Origin of the sequence: Burkholderia sp. LA-2-3-30-S1-D2 (assembly GCF_001523915.2) — a bacterium.
Lineage (GTDB): Bacteria > Pseudomonadota > Gammaproteobacteria > Burkholderiales > Burkholderiaceae > Burkholderia > Burkholderia diffusa.
Genome location: NZ_CP013384.1, coordinates 3,003,731 through 3,024,088 on the forward strand (window position 1 = coordinate 3,003,731; position 20,358 = coordinate 3,024,088).

At 65.4% G+C, this 20,358-nt stretch carries 19 protein-coding genes and 1 tRNA gene; 11 read left to right on the forward strand and 9 right to left on the reverse strand.

Annotated features, from left to right (window positions below; all coding sequences use genetic code 11):
• Window positions 1-21 precede the first annotated feature (21 nt).
• Entirely contained in the window at window positions 22-1,758 is a 1,737-nt protein-coding gene (locus tag WS66_RS26910) for a proline--tRNA ligase (RefSeq protein WP_059608185.1), read from the reverse strand.
• Window positions 1,759-1,986: 228 nt separating this feature from the next.
• Here WS66_RS26910 and WS66_RS26920 point away from each other — a divergent pair, with 228 nt between their 5' ends.
• Window positions 1,987-2,634: an RNA pyrophosphohydrolase gene (locus tag WS66_RS26920; protein ID WP_059608184.1), complete on the forward strand. Its 648-nt coding sequence runs from the start codon at window positions 1,987-1,989 to the stop codon at window positions 2,632-2,634.
• A 63-nt stretch (window positions 2,635-2,697) separates the two neighbouring features.
• Window positions 2,698-3,255: a CNP1-like family protein gene (locus WS66_RS26925; RefSeq protein ID WP_059465329.1), complete on the forward strand. Its 558-nt coding sequence runs from the start codon at window positions 2,698-2,700 to the stop codon at window positions 3,253-3,255.
• A gap of 97 nt (window positions 3,256-3,352) precedes the next feature.
• Here WS66_RS26925 and proB read toward each other — a convergent pair whose 3' ends face one another.
• The 4 genes from proB to rplU form a co-directional block, all read right to left on the reverse strand.
• The gene (gene proB, locus WS66_RS26930) at window positions 3,353-4,471 is read right to left on the reverse strand and encodes a glutamate 5-kinase (RefSeq protein WP_059608183.1); all 1,119 of its coding nucleotides are present in this window, start codon (window positions 4,469-4,471) and stop codon (window positions 3,353-3,355) included.
• A 90-nt stretch (window positions 4,472-4,561) separates the two neighbouring features.
• Window positions 4,562-5,674 (reverse strand): Obg family GTPase CgtA, encoded by a 1,113-nt coding sequence (cgtA, locus tag WS66_RS26935; RefSeq protein WP_059608182.1) that lies wholly within the window; start codon window positions 5,672-5,674, stop codon window positions 4,562-4,564.
• Window positions 5,675-5,861: 187 nt separating this feature from the next.
• Complete coding sequence (gene rpmA / locus WS66_RS26940; protein WP_006476999.1) at window positions 5,862-6,125, reverse strand: 50S ribosomal protein L27; 264 nt, start codon at window positions 6,123-6,125, stop codon at window positions 5,862-5,864.
• A gap of 24 nt (window positions 6,126-6,149) precedes the next feature.
• Window positions 6,150-6,461: a 50S ribosomal protein L21 gene (rplU, locus tag WS66_RS26945; protein WP_006025184.1), complete on the reverse strand. Its 312-nt coding sequence runs from the start codon at window positions 6,459-6,461 to the stop codon at window positions 6,150-6,152.
• A gap of 210 nt (window positions 6,462-6,671) precedes the next feature.
• Here rplU and WS66_RS26950 point away from each other — a divergent pair, with 210 nt between their 5' ends.
• From WS66_RS26950 to WS66_RS26990, 9 genes are all read left to right on the forward strand, one after another.
• A complete protein-coding gene (locus WS66_RS26950; RefSeq protein ID WP_059608181.1) occupies window positions 6,672-7,667 on the forward strand; it encodes a polyprenyl synthetase family protein in 996 nt (331 codons plus the stop codon).
• 149 nt (window positions 7,668-7,816) lie between these two features.
• Window positions 7,817-7,893: transfer RNA gene (locus WS66_RS26955), tRNA-Pro, on the forward strand.
• Between the two features lie 149 nt (window positions 7,894-8,042).
• A complete protein-coding gene (locus tag WS66_RS26960; protein WP_082729084.1) occupies window positions 8,043-9,329 on the forward strand; it encodes an HlyC/CorC family transporter in 1,287 nt (428 codons plus the stop codon).
• An 82-nt stretch (window positions 9,330-9,411) separates the two neighbouring features.
• Entirely contained in the window at window positions 9,412-10,689 is a 1,278-nt protein-coding gene (locus WS66_RS26965; protein WP_059608179.1) for a GspE/PulE family protein, read from the forward strand.
• Window positions 10,690-10,694: 5 nt separating this feature from the next.
• On the forward strand, window positions 10,695-11,900 hold the full coding sequence (locus WS66_RS26970; RefSeq protein ID WP_059608338.1) for a type II secretion system F family protein: 1,206 nt from the start codon (window positions 10,695-10,697) through the stop codon (window positions 11,898-11,900).
• A gap of 45 nt (window positions 11,901-11,945) precedes the next feature.
• Window positions 11,946-12,857: a prepilin peptidase gene (locus WS66_RS26975; RefSeq protein ID WP_059608178.1), complete on the forward strand. Its 912-nt coding sequence runs from the start codon at window positions 11,946-11,948 to the stop codon at window positions 12,855-12,857.
• 84 nt (window positions 12,858-12,941) lie between these two features.
• Window positions 12,942-13,550 (forward strand): dephospho-CoA kinase, encoded by a 609-nt coding sequence (gene coaE / locus WS66_RS26980; protein ID WP_059608177.1) that lies wholly within the window; start codon window positions 12,942-12,944, stop codon window positions 13,548-13,550.
• A gap of 109 nt (window positions 13,551-13,659) precedes the next feature.
• On the forward strand, window positions 13,660-14,415 hold the full coding sequence (zapD, locus tag WS66_RS26985; protein ID WP_059608176.1) for a cell division protein ZapD: 756 nt from the start codon (window positions 13,660-13,662) through the stop codon (window positions 14,413-14,415).
• 28 nt (window positions 14,416-14,443) lie between these two features.
• Window positions 14,444-14,644 (forward strand): DNA gyrase inhibitor YacG, encoded by a 201-nt coding sequence (locus tag WS66_RS26990; RefSeq protein ID WP_059608175.1) that lies wholly within the window; start codon window positions 14,444-14,446, stop codon window positions 14,642-14,644.
• A 62-nt stretch (window positions 14,645-14,706) separates the two neighbouring features.
• Here the strand turns inward: WS66_RS26990 and WS66_RS26995 are convergent, their stop codons facing one another.
• The 4 genes from WS66_RS26995 to secA form a co-directional block, all read right to left on the reverse strand.
• Window positions 14,707-15,150: an NUDIX domain-containing protein gene (locus tag WS66_RS26995; protein WP_059608174.1), complete on the reverse strand. Its 444-nt coding sequence runs from the start codon at window positions 15,148-15,150 to the stop codon at window positions 14,707-14,709.
• Window positions 15,147-16,016 (reverse strand): ATP-binding protein, encoded by an 870-nt coding sequence (locus WS66_RS27000; protein ID WP_059608173.1) that lies wholly within the window; start codon window positions 16,014-16,016, stop codon window positions 15,147-15,149. Before WS66_RS27000 ends, WS66_RS26995 begins: the two co-directional genes overlap by 4 nt.
• A gap of 19 nt (window positions 16,017-16,035) precedes the next feature.
• Entirely contained in the window at window positions 16,036-17,277 is a 1,242-nt protein-coding gene (argJ, locus tag WS66_RS27005) for a bifunctional glutamate N-acetyltransferase/amino-acid acetyltransferase ArgJ (protein WP_059608172.1), read from the reverse strand.
• A 142-nt stretch (window positions 17,278-17,419) separates the two neighbouring features.
• A complete protein-coding gene (gene secA / locus WS66_RS27015; protein WP_059608171.1) occupies window positions 17,420-20,218 on the reverse strand; it encodes a preprotein translocase subunit SecA in 2,799 nt (932 codons plus the stop codon).
• Between the last annotated feature and the right edge of the window lie 140 nt (window positions 20,219-20,358).

Below are 20,358 nucleotides of genomic sequence, written 5' to 3' on the forward strand. Positions count from 1 at the left end.
CGTGTTCCCCTGTTGTAGCGCTTAGCGCGCGAGCGCGGCGCGGATCTTTTCCGTCACCGTCGCCGCGGCGGCTTCGGCCGGCAGCAGCGTCGCTTCGGCGTCGCGGCGGCCCTGGTACTCGATCTTGCCTTCCTTCAAGCCGCGCTCGCCGATCACCAGGCGATGCGGCACGCCGATCAGTTCCCAGTCGGCGAACATCACGCCCGGGCGCTCGCCGCGATCGTCGAGGATCACGTCGATGCCGGCGGCGGCCAGTTCCGCGTACAGCTTGTCGGCCGCCTCGCGAACCATGTCGCTGCGATCGTAGCCCATCGGGCACAGCACGACCTCGAAGGGGGCGATCGACTCGGGCCAGATGATGCCGCGGTCGTCGAAGTTCTGTTCGATCGCCGCGCCGAGAATACGCGTGACGCCGACGCCGTAGCAGCCCATCAGCATCGGCTGCGGCTTGCCCGATTCGTCGAGGAACGTCGCGCCCATCGCTTCCGAGTACTTGGTGCCGAGCTGGAACACGTGGCCGACTTCAATGCCGCGGCAGATGTCGATCACGCCCTTGCCGTCCGGCGACGGATCGCCCTTCTGCACGTTGCGCACGTCGGCGACGTCAGGCTCGGGCAGGTCGCGGCGCCAGTTCACGCCAGCGATGTGATAGTCCACCTCGTTTGCGCCGACGACGAAGTCGCTCATGTTCGCGACCGTGCGGTCCGCGATCACCTTCACGGGCTTCTTCGTGCCGACCGGGCCGAGATAGCCCGGCGGCGTGCCGAACCACTCGACGATTTCCTGCTCGGTCGCGAAGCGGTGGTTCTTCAGCCCCGGCAGCTTCGACACCTTGATCTCGTTCAGGTCGTGATCGCCACGCAGCATCACGAGCCAGATGGTCGGCTCGGCGCCTTCGTTGTCGGTCGCGAGCACGATCGATTTGATCGTGCGCTCGAGCGGGATCGCCAGCAGTTCGGCGACGGCTTCGCACTTCGCCTTGCCCGGCGTCGCGACCTTCTCCATCGCTTCGGCCGGCGCCGCGCGCTCGGCAATCAGCGGCAACGCTTCGGCCGCCTCGATGTTCGCCGCGAAGTCGGACGTCGGGCAGTAGGCGATCGCGTCCTCACCGGTGTCGGCGATCACGTGGAACTCGTGGGAGAAGTTGCCGCCGATCGAGCCGCTGTCGGCCGCGACCGCACGGAACTCGAGGCCGAGGCGCGTGAAGATGCGCACGTATGCGTCATACATCTTGCGATACGACTCGTTCAGACCGGCCGCGTCCTTGTCGAACGAATACGCGTCCTTCATGATGAATTCGCGGCCGCGCATCACACCGAAGCGCGGACGAATCTCGTCGCGGAACTTCGTCTGGATCTGGTAGAAGTTCACCGGCATCTGCCGGTAGCTCTTGATCTGGTTGCGCGCGATGTCGGTGATGACTTCCTCGTGCGTCGGCCCGATCACGAAGTCGTTGTCCTTGCGGTCCTTGAAGCGCAGCAGCTCGGGGCCGTACTGTTCCCAGCGCCCCGATTCCTGCCACAGATCGGCCGGTTGCACGGCCGGCATCAGCAGCTCGATGGCGCCTGCCCGGTTCATTTCCTCGCGCACGATCGCCTCGACCTTGCGAATCGAACGCAGGCCGACCGGCAGGTAGTTGTAGATGCCGCCGGCGACGCGACGGATCATGCCGGCGCGCACCATCAGCTTGTGGCTGACGATCTCTGCGTCGGCCGGTGCTTCTTTGAGGGTGCCGATAAAGAAACGGGAAGCTTTCATGCGGACGGTTCCAAATACGGCGCCCCAAGGCGGGGCGCCCGAAAAAGTTTCAAGGTGAAAAAGCTGCGCGCGGCGAACAACGAGGGACGACGATGGCGCAGATGACGTAGCAGACTAATCAGGGACAATTCAGCCGGTGCACCCCGCGCGGATTCGCTCCGTCACGGTGCGCAGCGCCCGTTATCTGTTTATAATCAAAGCAATTTTAAAGGATTCGAAGGTGGTTGTATGCTGGATCGTGAAGGCTTTCGCCCGAACGTCGGCATCATCCTCTTGAACGCGCGCAACGAGGTGTTTTGGGGCAAGCGGCTCCGCGAGCATTCCTGGCAGTTTCCTCAAGGTGGGATCAAGTACGGCGAGACCCCCATGCAGGCGATGTACCGGGAACTGCACGAAGAGACCGGCCTGCACCCGGAACACGTCAAGATAATCGGCCGCACCCGCGACTGGTTGCGTTACGAGGTGCCTGACAAGTTCATCAAACGCGAAGTACGCGGCCATTACCGCGGCCAGAAGCAGATCTGGTTCCTGCTGCGGATGGTCGGACGCGATTGCGACATTTGCTTGCGCGCGACCGATCACCCGGAGTTCGATGCGTGGCGCTGGAACGAGTACTGGGTGCCGCTCGATGCGGTGATCGAGTTCAAGCGGGATGTCTATCAGTTGGCGCTGACGGAACTGTCGCGCTTCCTGCGCCGCCCGGCGCAGCGAGCCGAAAAGCCGCGTGGGCCGCGTCCGTCGCGCTATCCGCGCGTCATCGGTGCGCAGGTCCAGCAGACGCTGACGATTGTCGACACATCGTTAGTCTGTTCGGAGATCGAAGTGGAGGCGAGCACGCTCGACGAGATGCCGCCCCGCGAGATCGTCGGCAAATGACGAGTCGGACTGCATGACCGGGCGCGACCTTGTGTCGCGCCCTTTTTTTACGAGGAATGCATATTGAAAGCGATTGCTCTCGCGCTCGCATCGATTGTCGCGGCGGCCACGCTGGCCGGTTGCGCAAATTCGAAGACGCCGACCAACAAGGATGACAGCGAGTTCGTGTACCTGCTGGACCGCCAGGGCAACTGGAAGGAAAACCCGGTCGACACGCTGCCGCCGCTTCCGCAAGCGGGCGACCTGCTACCGTTCAACGTATCGCAGAACACGCCGCTCAAGTTCTCCGTCGATGCGAAGTCGCTCGCGGTCGGCACCGACGGCGTCGTGCGCTATGCGGTCGTCATCACGAGCCCGGCCGGCGCACGCAACGTGAACTACGAAGGCATCCGCTGCGACACCTACGAATGGCGTCAGTATGCCGGCCTGAATTCGGATCACGACGGCTGGGACCGCACGGTCGAGAACGACTGGCGTCGCATCGAGAACGGCGAGTTGAACGCGTACCACTCGGCGCTGTACCAGGACTACTTCTGCTCGAACAAGATGCCACAGGGCACGACCCAGCAGATTCTCGAGAACATCCGGTTCCACCGCACCGCGATGAGCCAGCTGCGCTGACTGCGCGACGCAGGCCACCGGCCCTGCCCCGCCAATCCCAACAAAAAGCCCGCACAACGCGGGCTTTTTTAGTATCTCGGGACGTCTGGCCGAATGGTTACACGAGCACGAGGTTGTCGCGGTGAATCAGCTCCGGTTCCAGCATGTAGCCAAGCACCGTCTCGATCTCGCCGCTCGGCTTGCGGTGAATCAGCTTCGTTTCCGCACTGCTGTAGTTCGTGAGACCGCGCGCCACTTCGCGTCCGTCGGGGCCGACACATGCGATCACCTCGCCGCGCGCGAACGCCCCGTGCACGCCAATCACGCCGATCGGCAGCAGGCTCTTGCCGCCGGCCGTCAGCTTCTCGACCGCACCGGCATCGATCACGACGTGCCCGCGTACCTGCAGATGGTCGGCCATCCATTGCTTGCGCGCGGCCATCCGCGCGGTGCGCGCGATCAGCTGCGTGCCGATCGCCTCGCCCGCCGCCAGCCGCACCAGCACGTCGGCTTCGCGGCCGCTCGCGATCACGGTGTTCGCGCCGCTGTGCGCTGCGCGCTTCGCCGCGAGGATCTTCGTCAGCATTCCGCCGCGGCCGAGGCTCGAGCCGGCCCCGCCCGCCATCGCCTCGAGTTCCGGTGCGCCCGCACTGGCTTCCGCGACCAGCGTCGCGTTCGGATCCTTGCGCGGATCGGCGGTGAACAGCCCCGACTGATCGGTCAGGATGATGAGCGCATCGCCTTCGATCAGGTTCGCGACCAGCGCGCCGAGCGTGTCGTTGTCGCCGAACTTGATTTCGTCGGTGACGACCGTGTCGTTCTCGTTGATGATCGGCACGACGCCGAGCCGCAGCAGCGTGAGCAGCGTCGAGCGCGCATTCAGGTAGCGCTCGCGATCGGCAAGGTCGGCATGCGTCAGCAGGATCTGCGCGGTGCGGATATCGTGCTCGGTGAAGCGGCTTTCATAGACTTGCGCGAGCCCCATCTGGCCAACCGCGGCGGCAGCCTGCAGCTCGTCGATCTCGCGCGGACGCTTGCTCCAGCCGAGCCGCTGCATCCCTTCAGCGATCGCGCCCGAACTGACGAGCACCACTTCCTTGCCCTGCGCGCGCAGCGCGGCGATCTGGGCCGCCCAGCGGCCGATCGCAGCATGATCGAGCCCCTTGCCGTCGTTGGTTACGAGGCTCGAGCCCACCTTCACCACCAATCGCTTCGAATCCGCGATGATCGAACGCATCGTGCGCCGTCTCCTGTATCTGATGCCTGCCCGACCGGGCGCGCTTAAATTCCGGCACCGGGCGCGACGCCCGGTGCGTTCCAGCCACGCTCAGGCGTCGTCGCCGGGCGTCGCGCCGCCAGCGGCGGGCGGCGCATCGCGGAATCGCACGTCCGCGGCCAGATCTTCCTCTTCCGCCGCGCGATGCGCGTCCGAATGCTGGGCGAGGTAGTCGTAGATCGCGTAGCACAGCGCTTCGCAGCCCTGGCCCGTGAGCGCCGAAATCTCGAACACCGGGCCGTCCCAGCCGAAACGGTCGAGGAAATCGGCGACGCGCGCCTCGCGCTCGTCTTCCGGCACCATGTCGAGCTTGTTGAGGACGAGCCAGCGCGGCTTCTCATAGAGCGCCTCGTCGTACTTGCGCAGTTCGCCAACGATCGCGGTTGCTTCCGCGACCGGATCGACGCTTTCGTCAAACGGAGCCAAATCGACGAGATGCAAGAGCACGCCGGTGCGCTGCAAGTGTCGCAGGAACTGGTGGCCGAGGCCCGCACCTTCAGCTGCGCCCTCGATCAGCCCCGGGATGTCGGCGATCACGAAGCTCTTGCTCGGGCCGACCCGCACGACGCCGAGGTTCGGCGCGAGCGTTGTGAACGGATAGTCGGCGATCTTCGGCTTCGCGTTCGACACCGACGAGATGAAGGTCGACTTGCCAGCGTTCGGCATGCCGAGCAGACCGACGTCGGCGAGCACCTTCAGTTCGAGCCTCAGCATGCGCCGTTCGCCCGGCTTGCCGTCGGTCTTCTGGCGCGGCGCGCGGTTCGTGCTCGACTTGAAATGCAGGTTGCCGAGACCGCCTGCGCCACCCTTCGCGAGCATCACCTGCTGATCGTGCTCGGTCAGGTCGGCGATCAGTTCGCCCGTGTCCATGTCGGTCACGACCGTGCCGACCGGCATGCGCAGCGTGACGTCGTCACCGCCCTTGCCGTAGCAATCGGATCCGCGACCGTTTTCGCCGTTGCGCGCCAGGTGCTTCTTCGCGTAGCGATAGTCGATCAGCGTGTTGATGTTACGGTCAGCGATCGCGTAGACGTTCCCGCCCCGGCCGCCGTCGCCGCCGTCCGGCCCGCCGAACGGAACGAATTTCTCGCGGCGCATCGACGCGCTGCCATCGCCTCCGTCGCCGGCGATGACTTCGATTCGTGCTTCGTCAATGAACTTCATTCGTCACTCCGACCAGTATTTCCGCTATTGTGCCGCGCGCCGGCGCGCTTGAACAATCTGCCGTTCGGCCAATTGCCCGCCGTTTCGCGACAGCCGCCGGTGCGCACATGCGCCCGGCGGCCAAATAAAAAAAGGCCCCGCGAAGACTGCGGGGCCTTTCGGCTACGAAGCCCGTGGGTGCCTGAACTTAGGCAGCCGCCGGGACAACGATGACCAGATGCTTCTTGTCCGCGCCCTTGGTCGCGAACTTGACGTGACCGTCGACCAGCGCGAACAGGGTGTGATCCTTGCCCATGCCGACGTTCTCGCCAGCGTGCATGCGCGTACCGCGCTGACGCACGATGATGCCGCCGGCATTGATTGCCTGGCCGCCGTACACTTTCACGCCGAGACGTTTCGACTCGGAGTCGCGGCCGTTCCGGGAAGAGCCGCCTGCCTTTTTGTGTGCCATCTGATTGCTCCTTTACCGAGGCGCTTACGCGTTGATCGCGTCGATGCGCAGCTCAGTGTAGTTCTGGCGGTGGCCGCCGTGCTTTTGGTAGTGCTTCCGGCGACGCATCTTGAAGATGGTGACCTTGGCATGACGACCGTGCGACACAACGGTGGCCTTGACGGAAGCCCCACTGACCAGCGGCGTACCGAACTTAATCGATTCGCCTTCGCCCACTGCGAGAACCTGGTCGAGCGTGATTTCAGCGTCAATGTCAGCCGGTATCTGTTCTACTTTGAGTTTTTCGCCAACGGCAACCTTGTACTGCTTGCCGCCGGTTTTTATGACCGCGTACATTGAGAACCTCACTCTGGATCCAATTTTTCCGCACACCACGCGCGGAAAACACGTGATTATACATGGGGTTAGCACCCAAGTCAAAGCCGATCCGCGATTGCCGCGCGCAAGACCTGGCCGGACGGCCAAAATCACGGTGCCGGCACGTCCGACAGACCGGGATATCGTGGATTCGACTTATAATCCGCGGCATCACCCATTTCGATCATCATGTCGTCGTCCACCGCCTCCCCCACCCTCAGCGCCGCCCACCTGCTCGCCCCGATCGCCAGCGACATGGAGCAGGTGAATCGCGTTATCCGGCAGAGCCTCGCGTCCGACGTACTGCTGATCAACCAGATCGCCGAGTACATCATCGGCGCGGGCGGCAAGCGGCTGCGTCCGGCCCTGCTGTTGCTCGTCGCCGGTGCGCTCGGCGAGACGTCGCACCAGCGGCACGTGCTGGCTGCCGTCGTCGAGTTCATCCACACCGCCACGCTGCTGCATGACGACGTCGTCGACGAATCCGAACTGCGGCGCGGCCGCCAGACGGCCAACGCGCTGTTCGGCAATGCGGCGAGCGTGCTGGTCGGCGACTACCTCTATTCGCGCTCGTTCGAGATGATGGTCGGCGTCGGCAAGATGCGCGTGATGGAAATCCTGTCGGAAGCGACGACGATCATCTCCGAAGGCGAAGTGCTGCAGCTTCTGAACATGCACGACGCGGACGTCGACGAGTCGCGCTACATGCAGGTGATCCGCTACAAGACGGCGAAGCTGTTCGAGGCATCGGCCCGCCTGGGCGCGGTGCTCGCCGGCGCCGATGCGCCGACCGAAGCCGCCGCTGCCGAATACGGCCGGCGGATCGGCACCGCATTCCAGATCATGGACGACTGGCTCGACTACGCTGGCACGGCCGAAGCGATGGGCAAGAATGCCGGCGACGATCTGCGCGAAGGCAAACCGACGCTCCCGCTCATCTACCTGATCGAACGCGGCACGCCAGAACAGTCGGCGCTCGCGCGCGAGGTGATCGAACAAGGCGGCACCGATCGCTTCGATACGATTTTCGATGCAATCACCCGCTCGGGCGCGCTCGACCATACGCTCGAATGCGCGCGCAAGGAAGCACAGGCCGCTGCGGCCGCGATCGCCGCGTTCCCGGATTCGATCTACAAGGAAAGCCTGCTCGCGCTGTGCTCGTACTCGACGTCGCGACAGTCGTAAACGCGCCGCGAAGGGGACGCGATACCTTGTCTCGAAAAATTTCTTCAACAAAGTATTCCCTTTTAGAAAAAACATCGTTATAGTTACGTTCTTGCTTGAGACGACGCAGCGATCTTCACGAAGGCGCTAGAGTCGGAAGAGCAAAAAATCGGGGTGTAGCTTAGCCTGGTAGAGCGCTACGTTCGGGACGTAGAGGCCGGAGGTTCGAATCCTCTCACCCCGACCAGATTTGAAAAAAACCGTGCACCATGTGCACGGTTTTTTTTTGCCTTCCTTTTGCCCGGTCACGCGGGCCCGATGCCGCGTGCGATACATCCCGGCCGCCGGCCTCTGCTATATTCCCTCCATCCCTGTCCTTCACTGCCCTTCTGACGCGTGGACCAAATTCCCTTATGGGCGCAAATCGGCGCCGTCTTCCTGCTTCTCCTCTGCTCCAGCTTCTTTTCCATTTCCGAGACCGCGATGATGGCGCTCAACCGCCATCGGCTGAAGCATCTCGCCGGCCAGGGCGTGCTCGGCGCGAAAACCACGCAGGGTCTTCTCACACGCACCGACCTGCTGCTCAGCGTGATCCTGATCGGCAATAATCTGTTCAACACGATCATCCCGGTTCTGACGACCTCGCTCGCGCTACACACGTTCGGCCGCAACAACCTCGCGCTGTCGATCGCGACCGGCATCGTCGCGTTCCTGATCATCGTGTTCGCGGAAATCGCGCCGAAGATCGTCGGCGCGACCTTCCCCGAGCGCATCGCGCTGCCCGCCAGTCTCGTGATCGCGCCGCTGATGCGCGTGTTCAAGCCGATCGTGTGGTTCGTCAACGCGCTCGCGAACGGCGTGCTCTGGGTGCTGCGCATCAACACGAAGAAGGGCCGCGACCAGCGAATGTCGGCCGACGAGCTGCGCGCGATCGTGCTCGAATCGAGCAGCTTCATGCCGACCAAGCACCGCAGCATCCTGCTCAACCTGTTCGACCTCGAGAACATCACCGTCGACGACGTGATGGTGCCGCGCCGGCAAATCGAATCGCTCAACTTTCACGCGCCGCTCGACGACATCCTGCATCAGCTCGAAACCTGCTATCACAACCGCCTGGTCGTCTACGAAGACGACATCGACAAGGTGCTCGGCGTGTTGCACGTCCGGAAGACACTCACGGCACTGCACAACCAGGATTTCGACCGCGAAACGTTGCGCACGCTGCTCGCCGAGCCGTACTACGTGCCGTCGGGCACGCCGGTCGTCCAGCAGCTCCAGTATTTCCAGGAAAGCCGCCAGCGAACCGCGCTTGTCGTCAACGAGTACGGCGAACTCGAGGGGCTCGTCACGCCCGAAGACATCATCGAGGAACTGATCGGCGAATTCACGACGTCGATGCCGCGCGGCGAACGCGCGGGCGGCTGGAACCAGAACGGCGAATGCATCGTCGCCGCCAGCATGCCGCTGCGCGAACTGAACCGCTGGCTGCACCTGCAACTGCCAACCGACGGACCAAAAACGTTGAACGGCCTGATCCTCGAAATCCTCGAGGAAATTCCCGAAGGCGACGTGTGCCTGAAAATCCGTGACGTGATGCTCGAGGTCATGCGCAGCGACGACCAGGCCGTTCGCACCGTCAAGCTCTTCAAGCCGCGCAGCACGCGCGCACGCGCCACGCGCTAGCCGAACGGCCGACTGTCGGCACCGCTCGCGATACGCGACCATTTGCAGGTCACGATCAACAGGCGGCCGAGCGCCGGCTCACATGCACTTCCCACCTCCTGGGGCGCCGCTGCACACGCAGCGGCCGCCTGCCTCCATCGACGCATCGCCCGCTGAAACGCCCCGGTCGCTCGATGCGGCGCAGCTCGACGATTCGCCCGCCGTGCGGCTGCTGACCGACACGCTGCACGCCGCCCGCATGCGCGACGCGTCCGACGTCCACGTCGAACCGTTCGAAGCAGGCTGGCGCATCCGCCTGCGCATCGACGGCGTCCTGCACGAACACGCGCGGCCGCCTGCTCATCTGCGCGACGCACTCGTCACACGGATCAAGGTGCTCTCCCGCATGGACATCGCCGAGCGCCGGCTTCCGCAGGACGGCCGGCTGCGCATCGCGGTCGACGGCGGCATGCGAGGCGACTACCGGGTCAGCTCGCTGCCCACGCTGTTCGGCGAGAAACTCGTGTTGCGTCGCCTCGAAACATTACCGCCCGACCTCACGCTTGCGCGCCTCGGCTTCGACGCGCGGCAGGCGGCGGCGATGGAGGCCGCGATTCTCGCGCCACACGGCCTCGTGCTCGTCACCGGGCCGACCGGAAGCGGCAAGACGCTGTCGCTCTACTGCGCGCTGCAGATGCTCGACCGCGATGCCCACAACGTGTGCACGGTCGAGGATCCGGCCGAGATTCAGCTCGACGGCATCAACCAGGTTGGCGTGGCGGAAAAAGCCGGGCTCACTTTCGCCACTGCGCTGCGCGCGCTGCTGCGGCAGGACCCGGATGTCATCATGGTCGGCGAGATTCGCGATGCGGAGACGGCCGACGTCGCGATCAAGGCCGCTCAGACCGGGCACCTCGTGCTGTCGACGCTGCACACGAACGACGCGCCGACAGCCGTCGCGCGACTGCTCGACATCGGCGTCGCGCCGTACAACCTGGCGGCCGCATTGCGCCTCGTCACCGCGCAACGCCTCGTTCGGCGCCTGTGCACCATCTGCCGCGTGCGTTCGGACGCGTCGGCACGCGCGCTGCGCGAAGCTGGCTGCGATTCGGCAGCACTGGAATCCGGATGGCGTCCGTTCGTCGCGCGCGGCTGTGCCGCCTGTCACGGCATCGGTTATCGCGGCCGGATCGGCCTGCATCAGACAATGCCGGTTTCACCGGCAATGGCGGAGCGCATCGTCGCGCGCGCAAGCGTCGGCACGCTCGCACAATGCGCGGCGTCCGAGGGCGTATGCAGTCTGCGCGACGCGGCACTTGCGCACGTCCGCGACGGCACGACGAGCATCGCGGAAGCGCTGGCCGCGACGCCTGACGCGTGACCGCCATGCGTGCACCGCCAAACGAAACCTGCTTCGCGTGGCGCGGCCGTCGTCGCGACGGCACGCCATGCCGCGGGAACGTCATCGCCTTCGATGCCGCCGCCGCACGAGCAGCGCTCGCGCGCGACGGCGTCGCGGTGCTGTCGCTCGACGTCCGCGGCGCGGCCCGACCACCAGCGGCCGGCGCAAGGGAGGTCACGCGCTTCACGCGTCAGCTCGCGAGCCTGCTGCAAGCCGGACTACCACTCGCACCGTCGCTCGAGATGCTCGCCCGCACCCGCACGCGCGACGGGCTGCCGCGCATCGCCGCCGGTCTCGCGCGCGAGATCGTCGGCGGGCAACGCTTCGCCGCCGCGCTCGCACGCTATCCGTCCCAGTTCGGCATGCTGTATCGCCAGTTGATCGAGGTGGGCGAGGCATCGGGTGCGCTCGGTACCGTACTGACCCGCGTCGCGGAGCACCGGGAACGCGCCGACGCGCAATGGCGCAAGCTGCGTGCCGCACTTGCGTACCCGGTCGCCGTCATCGTGTTCGCGCTCGCTATCTCGGCCGCGCTGATGGTGTGGGTCGTGCCGACGTTCCGACAGATCTTCGACGGTTTCGGCGCGGTACTGCCTGCACCGACCCGCGCCCTGCTCGCCCTCTCGTCCGCGACATCGGCCTGGGGTGGCACGTTGGTTGCCGGCGCAGCCGTCGCAGGATTCGCCGCGCGCCACGCGCTGCGGCGCTCGCCTTCGCTGCGCTATACGGTGGCACGGCATCTGCTGAATCTGCCGTTCGTCGGCAGCGCGCTCACGCGCTTCGCGACCGCGCGGTGGTGCCGCTCGCTTGCAACGCTGCTCGGTGCCGGCGTCCCGCTCGCCGATGCGTTCGCCACGCTCGAGCGCACCGCCGGCCATCCGGTGTTCGAACAGGCCACCGCACAGATTGCGACGCGCGTGCTGCGCGGCGCGCGTCTGGCCGATGCGATGCACGCGACGGGATGCTTCCCGGACGACGTCGTGCAGCCGATCGCCGTCGCCGAGGAAACCGGCGCGCTAGACACGATGCTCACCGATATCGCCGCGCTATGCGAGCGCCAGCTCGACGCGCGTCTCGATGCGCTCGCCGCGCTCGGCGAGCCGCTGATCGTGATCGTGCTGGGCGCACTCGTCGGCGGCCTCGTGATCGCGATGTATCTGCCCATCCTTCAGCTGGGCAACGTGGTGTAGCATCGCAACCGATTCTGTCGCCTTTCATGCCCGAACCCGAGCCCCATGACGCCCGCGCCCCTGATCACCGTTTTCGACTCGCCCGACAGCATGTTGCTCGCGCTGGCGATGCTGCCGCACGCGGTGCAGTATGCGTTCGCCGTCGTGCTCGGCCTGTGCGTCGGCAGCTTCGTGAACGTCGTCGTGCACCGGGTCCCGGTGATGATGCAGCGCGCCTGGCAGGCCGAGATCGCCGAAGCGACCGGCAGCGCAAGCGCGCCGCCGGACGACGGTTATCCGCCGCATTACGATCTGTGGCGCCCGCGCAGCGCCTGTCCACATTGCGGTCACGTGCTGCGTGCGTGGGAGAACATCCCGCTCGTGAGCTACTTGCTGTTGCTCGGGCGCTGCCGTCAGTGCGGCCATGCGATCGGCGTGCGCTATCCGCTCGTCGAGCTCGCCGGTGCGCTGCTCGCCGCCGGTTCGCTCGCCGCGTTCGGCCCCACCGTCGCCGCACTCGCCGCGTTCGGACTGTGCGCGGCACTGCTGGCAATGAGCGCGATCGATATCCAGACCGGGTACCTGCCCGATTCGATGACGCTGCCGTTGCTGTGGGCCGGGCTCGCACTGAACCTCGGCGGCACGTTCACGTCGCTGCGTTCGGCCGTGGTCGGCGCGATGGCCGGCTACCTGTTCCTGTGGTCGGTCTACTGGCTGTTCAAATGGTTGCGCGGCATCGAGGGCATCGGCTTCGGCGACCTGAAGCTGCTCGCCGCGCTCGGCGCATGGATGGGCTGGGCCGCGCTGCCGCAGGTCGTGCTGTTCGCCGCGGTGACGGGCGCGCTCGTCGGGCTCGTCGCGACCTGGCGCGGACGCATGCGCTTCGAGGAGCCGATTCCGTTCGGCCCGTTTCTCGCGGCAGGCGGCGTCGCGACGCTGTTTTTCGGCACCCCTTTCTACTCGGCACTCGGCGGCTGACATGACGCACCGCCGGTGGCCGCCATGTTCGCTGCGTCGCGGGGAGGCGCTTCGCTGCCTCGCGACGGCCCGGCGGAGGCTCACATGTTTTCAATAGGACTCACCGGCGGCATCGGCAGCGGCAAGACGACCGTCGCCGACATGTTCGCCGCACGCGGTGCATCGCTCGTCGATACCGACCTGATCGCGCACCGCATCACCGCACCGGCCGGCCTCGCGATGCCAGCGATCGAACAGGCATTCGGACCGGATTTCGTCGCAGCCGACGGCTCGCTCGACCGCGCGAAGATGCGCGCACTCATTTTCAGCGACGACGACGCACGTCGGCGCCTCGAAGCTATCACGCATCCGCTGATCCGCGCCGAGACCGAGCGCGAGGCCCGCGAAGCGCAGGGCCCATACGTGATCTTCGTCGTGCCGCTGCTCGTGGAGTCAGGTAACTGGAAGGCGCGCAGCGATCGCGTGCTGGTCGTCGACTGTCCGGTCGAAACGCAGATCGCACGTGTGATGCGGCGCAATGATTTCACGCGCGAACAAGTCGAAGCGATCATCGCAAGACAAGCGACGCGCGACGCGCGTCTCGCCGCGGCCGACGACGTGATCGTCAACGACGCGACGACACCCGCTGCTCTCGCCGCACAGGTCGATGCACTGCACCAACGCTATCTTGCATTCGCGGCTGCCGCACACTGACCGCCGCGCGCGATCGTGATGGTGTACGAAATTGGTGCGTTGCTAGGGTAGACAGTGAGCATTAGAATGTCCTGCATTGTTTCAATCCCTACCCTAGAGGCGAGCGCGCTTGATTCTTTACGAGTATCCGTTCAACGAGCGAATTCGCACGCTATTGCGCCTCGAAGACCTGTTCGAGCGCTTCGCGTTCTTTTTGGCTCAGGAGGACCCGCGTGAACATCACGTCGCGCTGACGACGCTGTTCGAAATCGCCGAGGTCACAGGCCGCGCGGACCTGAAATCGGATCTGATGAAGGAGCTCGAACGTCAACGCCAGACGCTCGCCCCCTTTCGCGGCAATCCGGGCATCGAACAGAATGCGCTCGAGGCCGTGCTCGGTGAAATCGAGCAGACGCTCGCCAATCTTGCGCAGATGCAGGGCAAGACCGGGCAGCATCTGGTCGACAACGAGTGGCTCGCCAGCATCCGCAGCCGCGCGGTGATTCCCGGCGGCACGTGCAAGTTCGACCTGCCGTCGTACTATGCGTGGCAGCAATGGCCCGCGGAACAGCGGCGCCAGGACATCGCGAAATGGATCCTGCCGCTGCTGCCGCTGCGCGATGCCGCTGCGATCGTGCTGCGGCTCGCACGTGAATCGGGGCAGGCTTCGAAAGTGATGGCGATGCAGGGCAGCTACCAGCAGATGCTGTCGGGGCGCTCCTACCAGCTGATGCAGGTCCGCGTACCTCCGGAGCTGCGCGTGATTCCCGAAGCGAGCGCCAACAAATACATGCTGTGGGTACGGTTCACCATGCAGGACGGCGACGTGCGGCCGCGCGCGGTGGACATCGACGTGCCGTTCCATCTGACACTGTGCAATCTGTAACGGCCGCGTGCCGGTTCGACGCTTTCGTATGACTACCGTTGTGAAATGTCCTTCGTGTGGCGCAGAAGTGCGCTGGACGCCTGAAAACAAGTTCCGTCCCTTCTGTTCGGCCCGCTGCAAGCAGCTCGACCTCGGCGCATGGGCCGCAGAAAAGTACCGGATCGGCGGCGCCGCCGACGAGGGTCCGTCGTCGGAGGAAGATGGCGCCGACGGCCGCCGCGACAGCTGAGCGGCGCGCGACACCGCTCGCCCTGAGGATATGGCCCGCCTTTCAGGCGAGCCGCCACGGCGTCATTGCGACGCCGCCTCCTTCTCGAGCAGTTCCAGCACCGGCAGCGCCGCCGGCAACAGCGGCGCGACCTCGACCGGCAGTTGCTGCCACACGAACGCCTGCCCTTCCTTGCTGTGCGGCTCGCCCGTCCAGCCCGTCACCTTGCAGAAATAGAGCCGCACGTACGCGTGCGGATAATCGTGCTCGAGCGTATGCCAGCGGTGGCTGGCCGTGACTTCGATGCCGAGTTCCTCGTGCAATTCGCGCGCCAGCGCGTCCTCCACGCTCTCCCCGGCCTCCAGCTTGCCGCCGGGAAACTCCCAGTAGCCCTCGTACGGCTTGCCCTGCAGCCGCTGCGCGAGCAGGTAACGACCGTCCGCCTGCACCATCACGCCGACCGCGACCTCTGTCACCTTGCGTCCATCGGGCGCGCGCACGCTGCCCGCTGCGAAATCCGTACTCATGCCTGCTCCTTGCGACCCGACCAGTCGCGCGCGAACTGCCATGCGACACGCCCCGAACGCGACCCGCGCTCGAGCGCCCAGACGAGCGCGTCGCCGCGCGCCGTCTCGATCTCCGCGTCCGCGCAGCCGAAATGGCGCAGCCAGTGCGCGACGATGTCGAGGTAGTCGTCCTGCTTGAACGGGTAGAAGCTGACCCACAGGCCGAAGCGCTCCGACAGCGAGATCTTTTCCTCGACGACTTCACCGGGGTGGATCTCGCCGTCCGGCAGATGCTTGTACGACTCGTTGTCGCTCATGTACTCGGGCAGCAGATGGCGGCGGTTCGACGTCGCGTAGATCAGCACGTTGTCGGACTGCGCGGCGATCGAGCCGTCGAGTGCGACCTTCAGCGCCTTGTAGCCCGATTCGCCCTCTTCGAACGACAGGTCGTCGCAGAACACGATGAAACGCTCCGGACGCTGAGAGATCAGATCAACAATGTCGCCGAGATCGTGCAGGTCGTCCTTGTCGACTTCGATCAGGCGCAGCCCGTCCTTCGCATACGCGTTCAGGCAGGCCTTGATCAGGGACGACTTGCCAGTGCCGCGCGCACCTGTCAGCAGCACGTTGTTCGCCGGCTTGCGCTGGACGAACTGTCGCGTGTTCTGCTCGATCAGCCCTTTCTGTCGATCGATGTTGTGCAGGTCGCCCAGCGTGATCGACGACGCTGCCGGCACCGGCTGCAAATAGCCGCGCCCCTGGCGCTTGCGCCAGCGGAACGCGGTGGCGGCGTTCCAGTCGATGGCCGCCGGCGCGGGCGGCAGCATCCCCTCGAGGCGGCCGAGCAGCGCTTCCGCGCGCGTCAGAAACTGTTCGAGCTTGTCCATGTCGTTCGATCGCTCCGGATCAGGAGCGATAATCCGCGTTGATGCTCACGTAATCGTGCGAAAGATCGCACGTCCAGATCGTTGCCTGCGCGTCACCGCGGCCGAGCAGCACGCGGATCGTGATTTCGCTCTGCTTCATCACGCGCTGGCCGTCCTCCTCCTGGTAAGCCGGGTTGCGGCCACCGGCCTTCGCGACGAGCACGTCGTCGAGATAGAGATCGATCTTGCCGACGTCGAGATCCGTGACGCCCGCGTAGCCGATCGCCGCGAGGATCCGGCCCAGGTTGGGGTCGGATGCGTAGAAGGCCGTCTTCACGAGCGGCGAGTGCCCGATCGCATAAGCGATCTGGCGGCACTCGGCGACGCTCTTGCCGCCTTCGACCTGCACCGTCATGAATTTCGTCGCGCCTTCGCCATCGCGCACGATCAGCTGCGACAGCACCTGAGCGACCTGCGTGACCGCATCGCGCAGCGCTGCATAGGCCGGTGAATCGGTCGACGTGATCGCGGGCAGCGTGCTCTTGCCGGACGCGATCAGGATGAACGAGTCGTTCGTCGACGTGTCGCCGTCGATCGTGATGCAGTTGAACGAGCGGTCGGCCACTTCCTTCACGAGCGTGTCGAGGACCGGCTGCGCCACGGTCGCATCGAACGCGAGGAAGCCCAGCATCGTCGCCATGTTCGGCTTGATCATGCCCGCACCCTTGCTGATGCCTGTCAGCGTGACCGTGTGGCCGTCGATCGTCACCTGGCGAGACGTGGCCTTCGGCAGCGTGTCGGTCGTCATGATCGCCTGCGCGGCGTCGTACCAGTTCGCGGCCTTGCGGTTTGCGAGCGCGGCCGGCAGCCCGGCCTTCAGGCGGTCGATCGGCAGCGGCTCGAGGATCACGCCGGTCGAGAACGGCAACACCTGCGCGGCGTCGATGCCCGCGAGGCGCGCGAGTTCCGAGCAGGTTTCGCGCGTGTTCACGAGGCCCGGCTCGCCGGTGCCCGCATTCGCATTGCCCGTGTTCACGACGAGCGCGCGGATGCCCGCGCCGCCGGCACGCACCGTTGCCAGGTGCTCGCGACACACCGTCACCGGCGCGGCGCAGAAGCGGTTCTCGGTGAATACGCCGGCGACCGTCGCCCCTTCGTCGACGGAAATGACCAGCACGTCCTTGCGATTCGGCTTGCGGATGTTCGCTTCCGCCCAGCCGAGCGTGACGCCGGCGACGGGATGGAGTTGGGCGGGATCGATCGACGGAAAATTGACAGCCATGGGGCACACCTGCCGGATGGAAAATGCCGGCATCCGCCGGCATCGATTGGAAGAACCGGCGGGCCGCACGCGGGCCGCCGCAACTCACATCACTGACTCGAAGCTGCAAACGAAGCGGCACGCGGATGCGCGCCGCCGTCGATCATGACAGCTTCCCGTGACATTGCTTGTACTTCTTGCCGCTGCCGCACGGGCACGGGTCATTGCGGCCGACCTTCGGCATCTCGCCGCCGGGGCCGCTGTGGGTCATCGCGCTGCCGACCATGTCGGCCGTCGCGGTCGCCGCGGTGGCGGCCGCGACGTTCGCGACCGGGGCACCGGATTCCGCGTAGTCCGCATGCTGATACTCGACGTTTTCGAGCTGACCGCCGCGCTCCTCGATCTGCTCGGCGGCTTCCTCGAGCTGCTCCGGCGACTGGATCTGCACGTTCATCACGATGCGCGTGACTTCCTGCTTGATCGCCTCGAGCATCGCGGCGAACAGCTCGAACGCCTCGCGCTTGTATTCCTGCTTCGGGTTCTTCTGCGCATAGCCGCGCAGGTGGATGCCCTGGCGCAGGTGGTCGAGCGCCGCGAGGTGCTCGCGCCACAGGCGATCGACCGTCTGCAGCATCACCGAGCGCTCGAAGGCGCTGAACGATTCGCGGCCGACCATCGCGACCTTCGCCTCGTACTGCTCGTCGGCGGCGGTCGTCACCGCTTCGAGAATCTCCTCGGCGGTAATCGACGACGACTCGTTCACCATTTCCTGGATCGCGAGGTCGAGCTGCCAGTCGTTGCGCAGCGCTTCCTCGAGCTCGGGCACGTCCCACTGTTCCTCGATGCTGCCTTGCGGCACGAACTGGTGGACAACTTCGGCGATCACGCCATGACGCATCGCCGAGATCGTCTCGGTGATGTCGTGGGCTTCGAGCAGTTCATTGCGCTGCTGGTAGATCACCTTGCGCTGGTCGTTCGACACGTCGTCGTATTCGAGCAGCTGCTTGCGGATGTCGAAGTTGCGCGCCTCGACCTTGCGCTGCGCCGATTCGATCGAACGCGTAACGATGCCGGCCTCGATCGCCTCGCCTTCCGGCATCTTCAGTCGGTCCATGATCGAGCGCACGCGGTCGCCCGCGAAGATGCGCAGCAGCGGATCGTCGAGCGACAGGTAGAAGCGCGACGAGCCCGGGTCGCCCTGGCGGCCCGCACGGCCGCGCAGCTGGTTGTCGATCCGGCGCGATTCGTGGCGCTCGGTGCCGATGATGTGCAGGCCGCCCGCGGCCTTCACCTGCTCGTGCAGCGTTTCCCACTCGTCGTGCAGCTGCTTGATGCGGCGCGCTTTTTCGTCGGCCGGGATTGCGTCGTCGGCGTCGATGAACGCAGCCTGCTTCTCGGCGTTGCCGCCGAGCACGATGTCGGTACCGCGGCCCGCCATGTTGGTCGCGATCGTGATGCGGTTCGGACGGCCGGCTTCCGCGACGATCGCGGCTTCACGCTCGTGCTGCTTCGCGTTCAGCACCTCGTGCGGCAGGCCGGCTTGCTTCAGCAGGTGCGACAGCAGTTCCGAGTTCTCGATCGACGTCGTGCCGACCAGCACCGGCTGGCCGCGCTCGTAGCAGTCGCGAATGTCGCGGATCACCGCGTCGTAACGCTCCTTGGCCGTCTTGTAGATCTGGTCCTGCTTGTCGATCCGCTTCGGCGGGCGGTTGGTCGGGATCACGACCGTCTCGAGGCCGTAGATCTCGTTGAATTCGTACGCTTCGGTGTCGGCCGTACCGGTCATGCCCGCGAGCTTCGCGTACATGCGGAAGTAGTTCTGGAACGTGATCGAGGCGAGCGTCTGGTTCTCGCTCTGGATCTTCACGTGTTCCTTCGCCTCGACCGCCTGGTGCAGGCCGTCGGACCAGCGGCGCCCCGCCATCAGGCGGCCCGTGAATTCGTCGACGATCACCACTTCGCCGTTCTGCACGACGTAGTGCTGGTCCTTGTGGAACAGCGTGTGTGCGCGCAGCGCCGCGTACACGTGGTGCATCAGCGTGATGTTCTGCGGCGCGTACAGGCTCTCGCCCTCACCGATCAGGCCCCACTCGGCGAGCAGCCGCTCGGCCTTCTCGTGGCCCGACTCCGTCAGGAACACCTGGCGCGCCTTCTCGTCGAGCGTGTAGTCGCCCGGTTTCTCGACGCCCGTGCCGTCGGCCTTCTCCTCGCCGATCTGCCGCTCGAGCAGCGGCGGCAGCGCGTTCATCCGGACGTACAGTTCGGTGTGATCTTCCGCCTGACCCGAGATGATCAGCGGCGTACGCGCCTCGTCGATCAGGATCGAGTCCACTTCGTCGACGACCGCGAAGTTCAGTGCCCGCTGCACGCGCGCGTCGGTCTCGTAGACCATGTTGTCGCGCAAGTAGTCGAAGCCGAACTCGTTGTTCGTGCCGTAGGTGATGTCCGCCGCGTAGGCCTGCTGCTTCTGGTCGTGTTCCATGCCGGACAGGTTGATGCCGACCGACAGACCAAGGAAGTTGTAGAGGCGCGCCATCCATTCGGCGTCGCGCTGCGCGAGGTAGTCGTTGACCGTCACGACGTGGACGCCACGGCCGGCCAGCGCATTCAGGTAGACGGGCAGCGTCGCGACGAGCGTCTTGCCCTCGCCGGTGCGCATTTCCGCGATCTTGCCGTAGTGGAGCACCATGCCGCCGATCATCTGCACGTCGAAGTGGCGCATCTTCAGCACGCGGCGGCTCGCCTCCCGGCAGACCGCGAACGCTTCGGGCAGCAGCTTGTCGAGCGACTCGCCGCCCGCGATCCGCTGGCGGAACTCATCCGTCTTGCCGCGCAACTGGTCGTCCGTCAGCTTCTCGATCTGCGTTTCGAGCGCATTGATCGTCGCGACGGTCTTTTGGTATTGCTTGACGAGCCGTTGGTTGCGGCTGCCAAAAATTTTCTGGAGAAAACCGGTTGTCATCGGATCGGATCCTGCGTCGCAGCACCGGCGCCCGGCGCGCGTTGCGCGCCCCGACGCCCGAGCCTCGGCGGCTTAGCGAATTAGTGGAATCAAACGAGGAATTTTAGCACGCGAGGAAGCATGCGCCGGTGTCCCGGCTG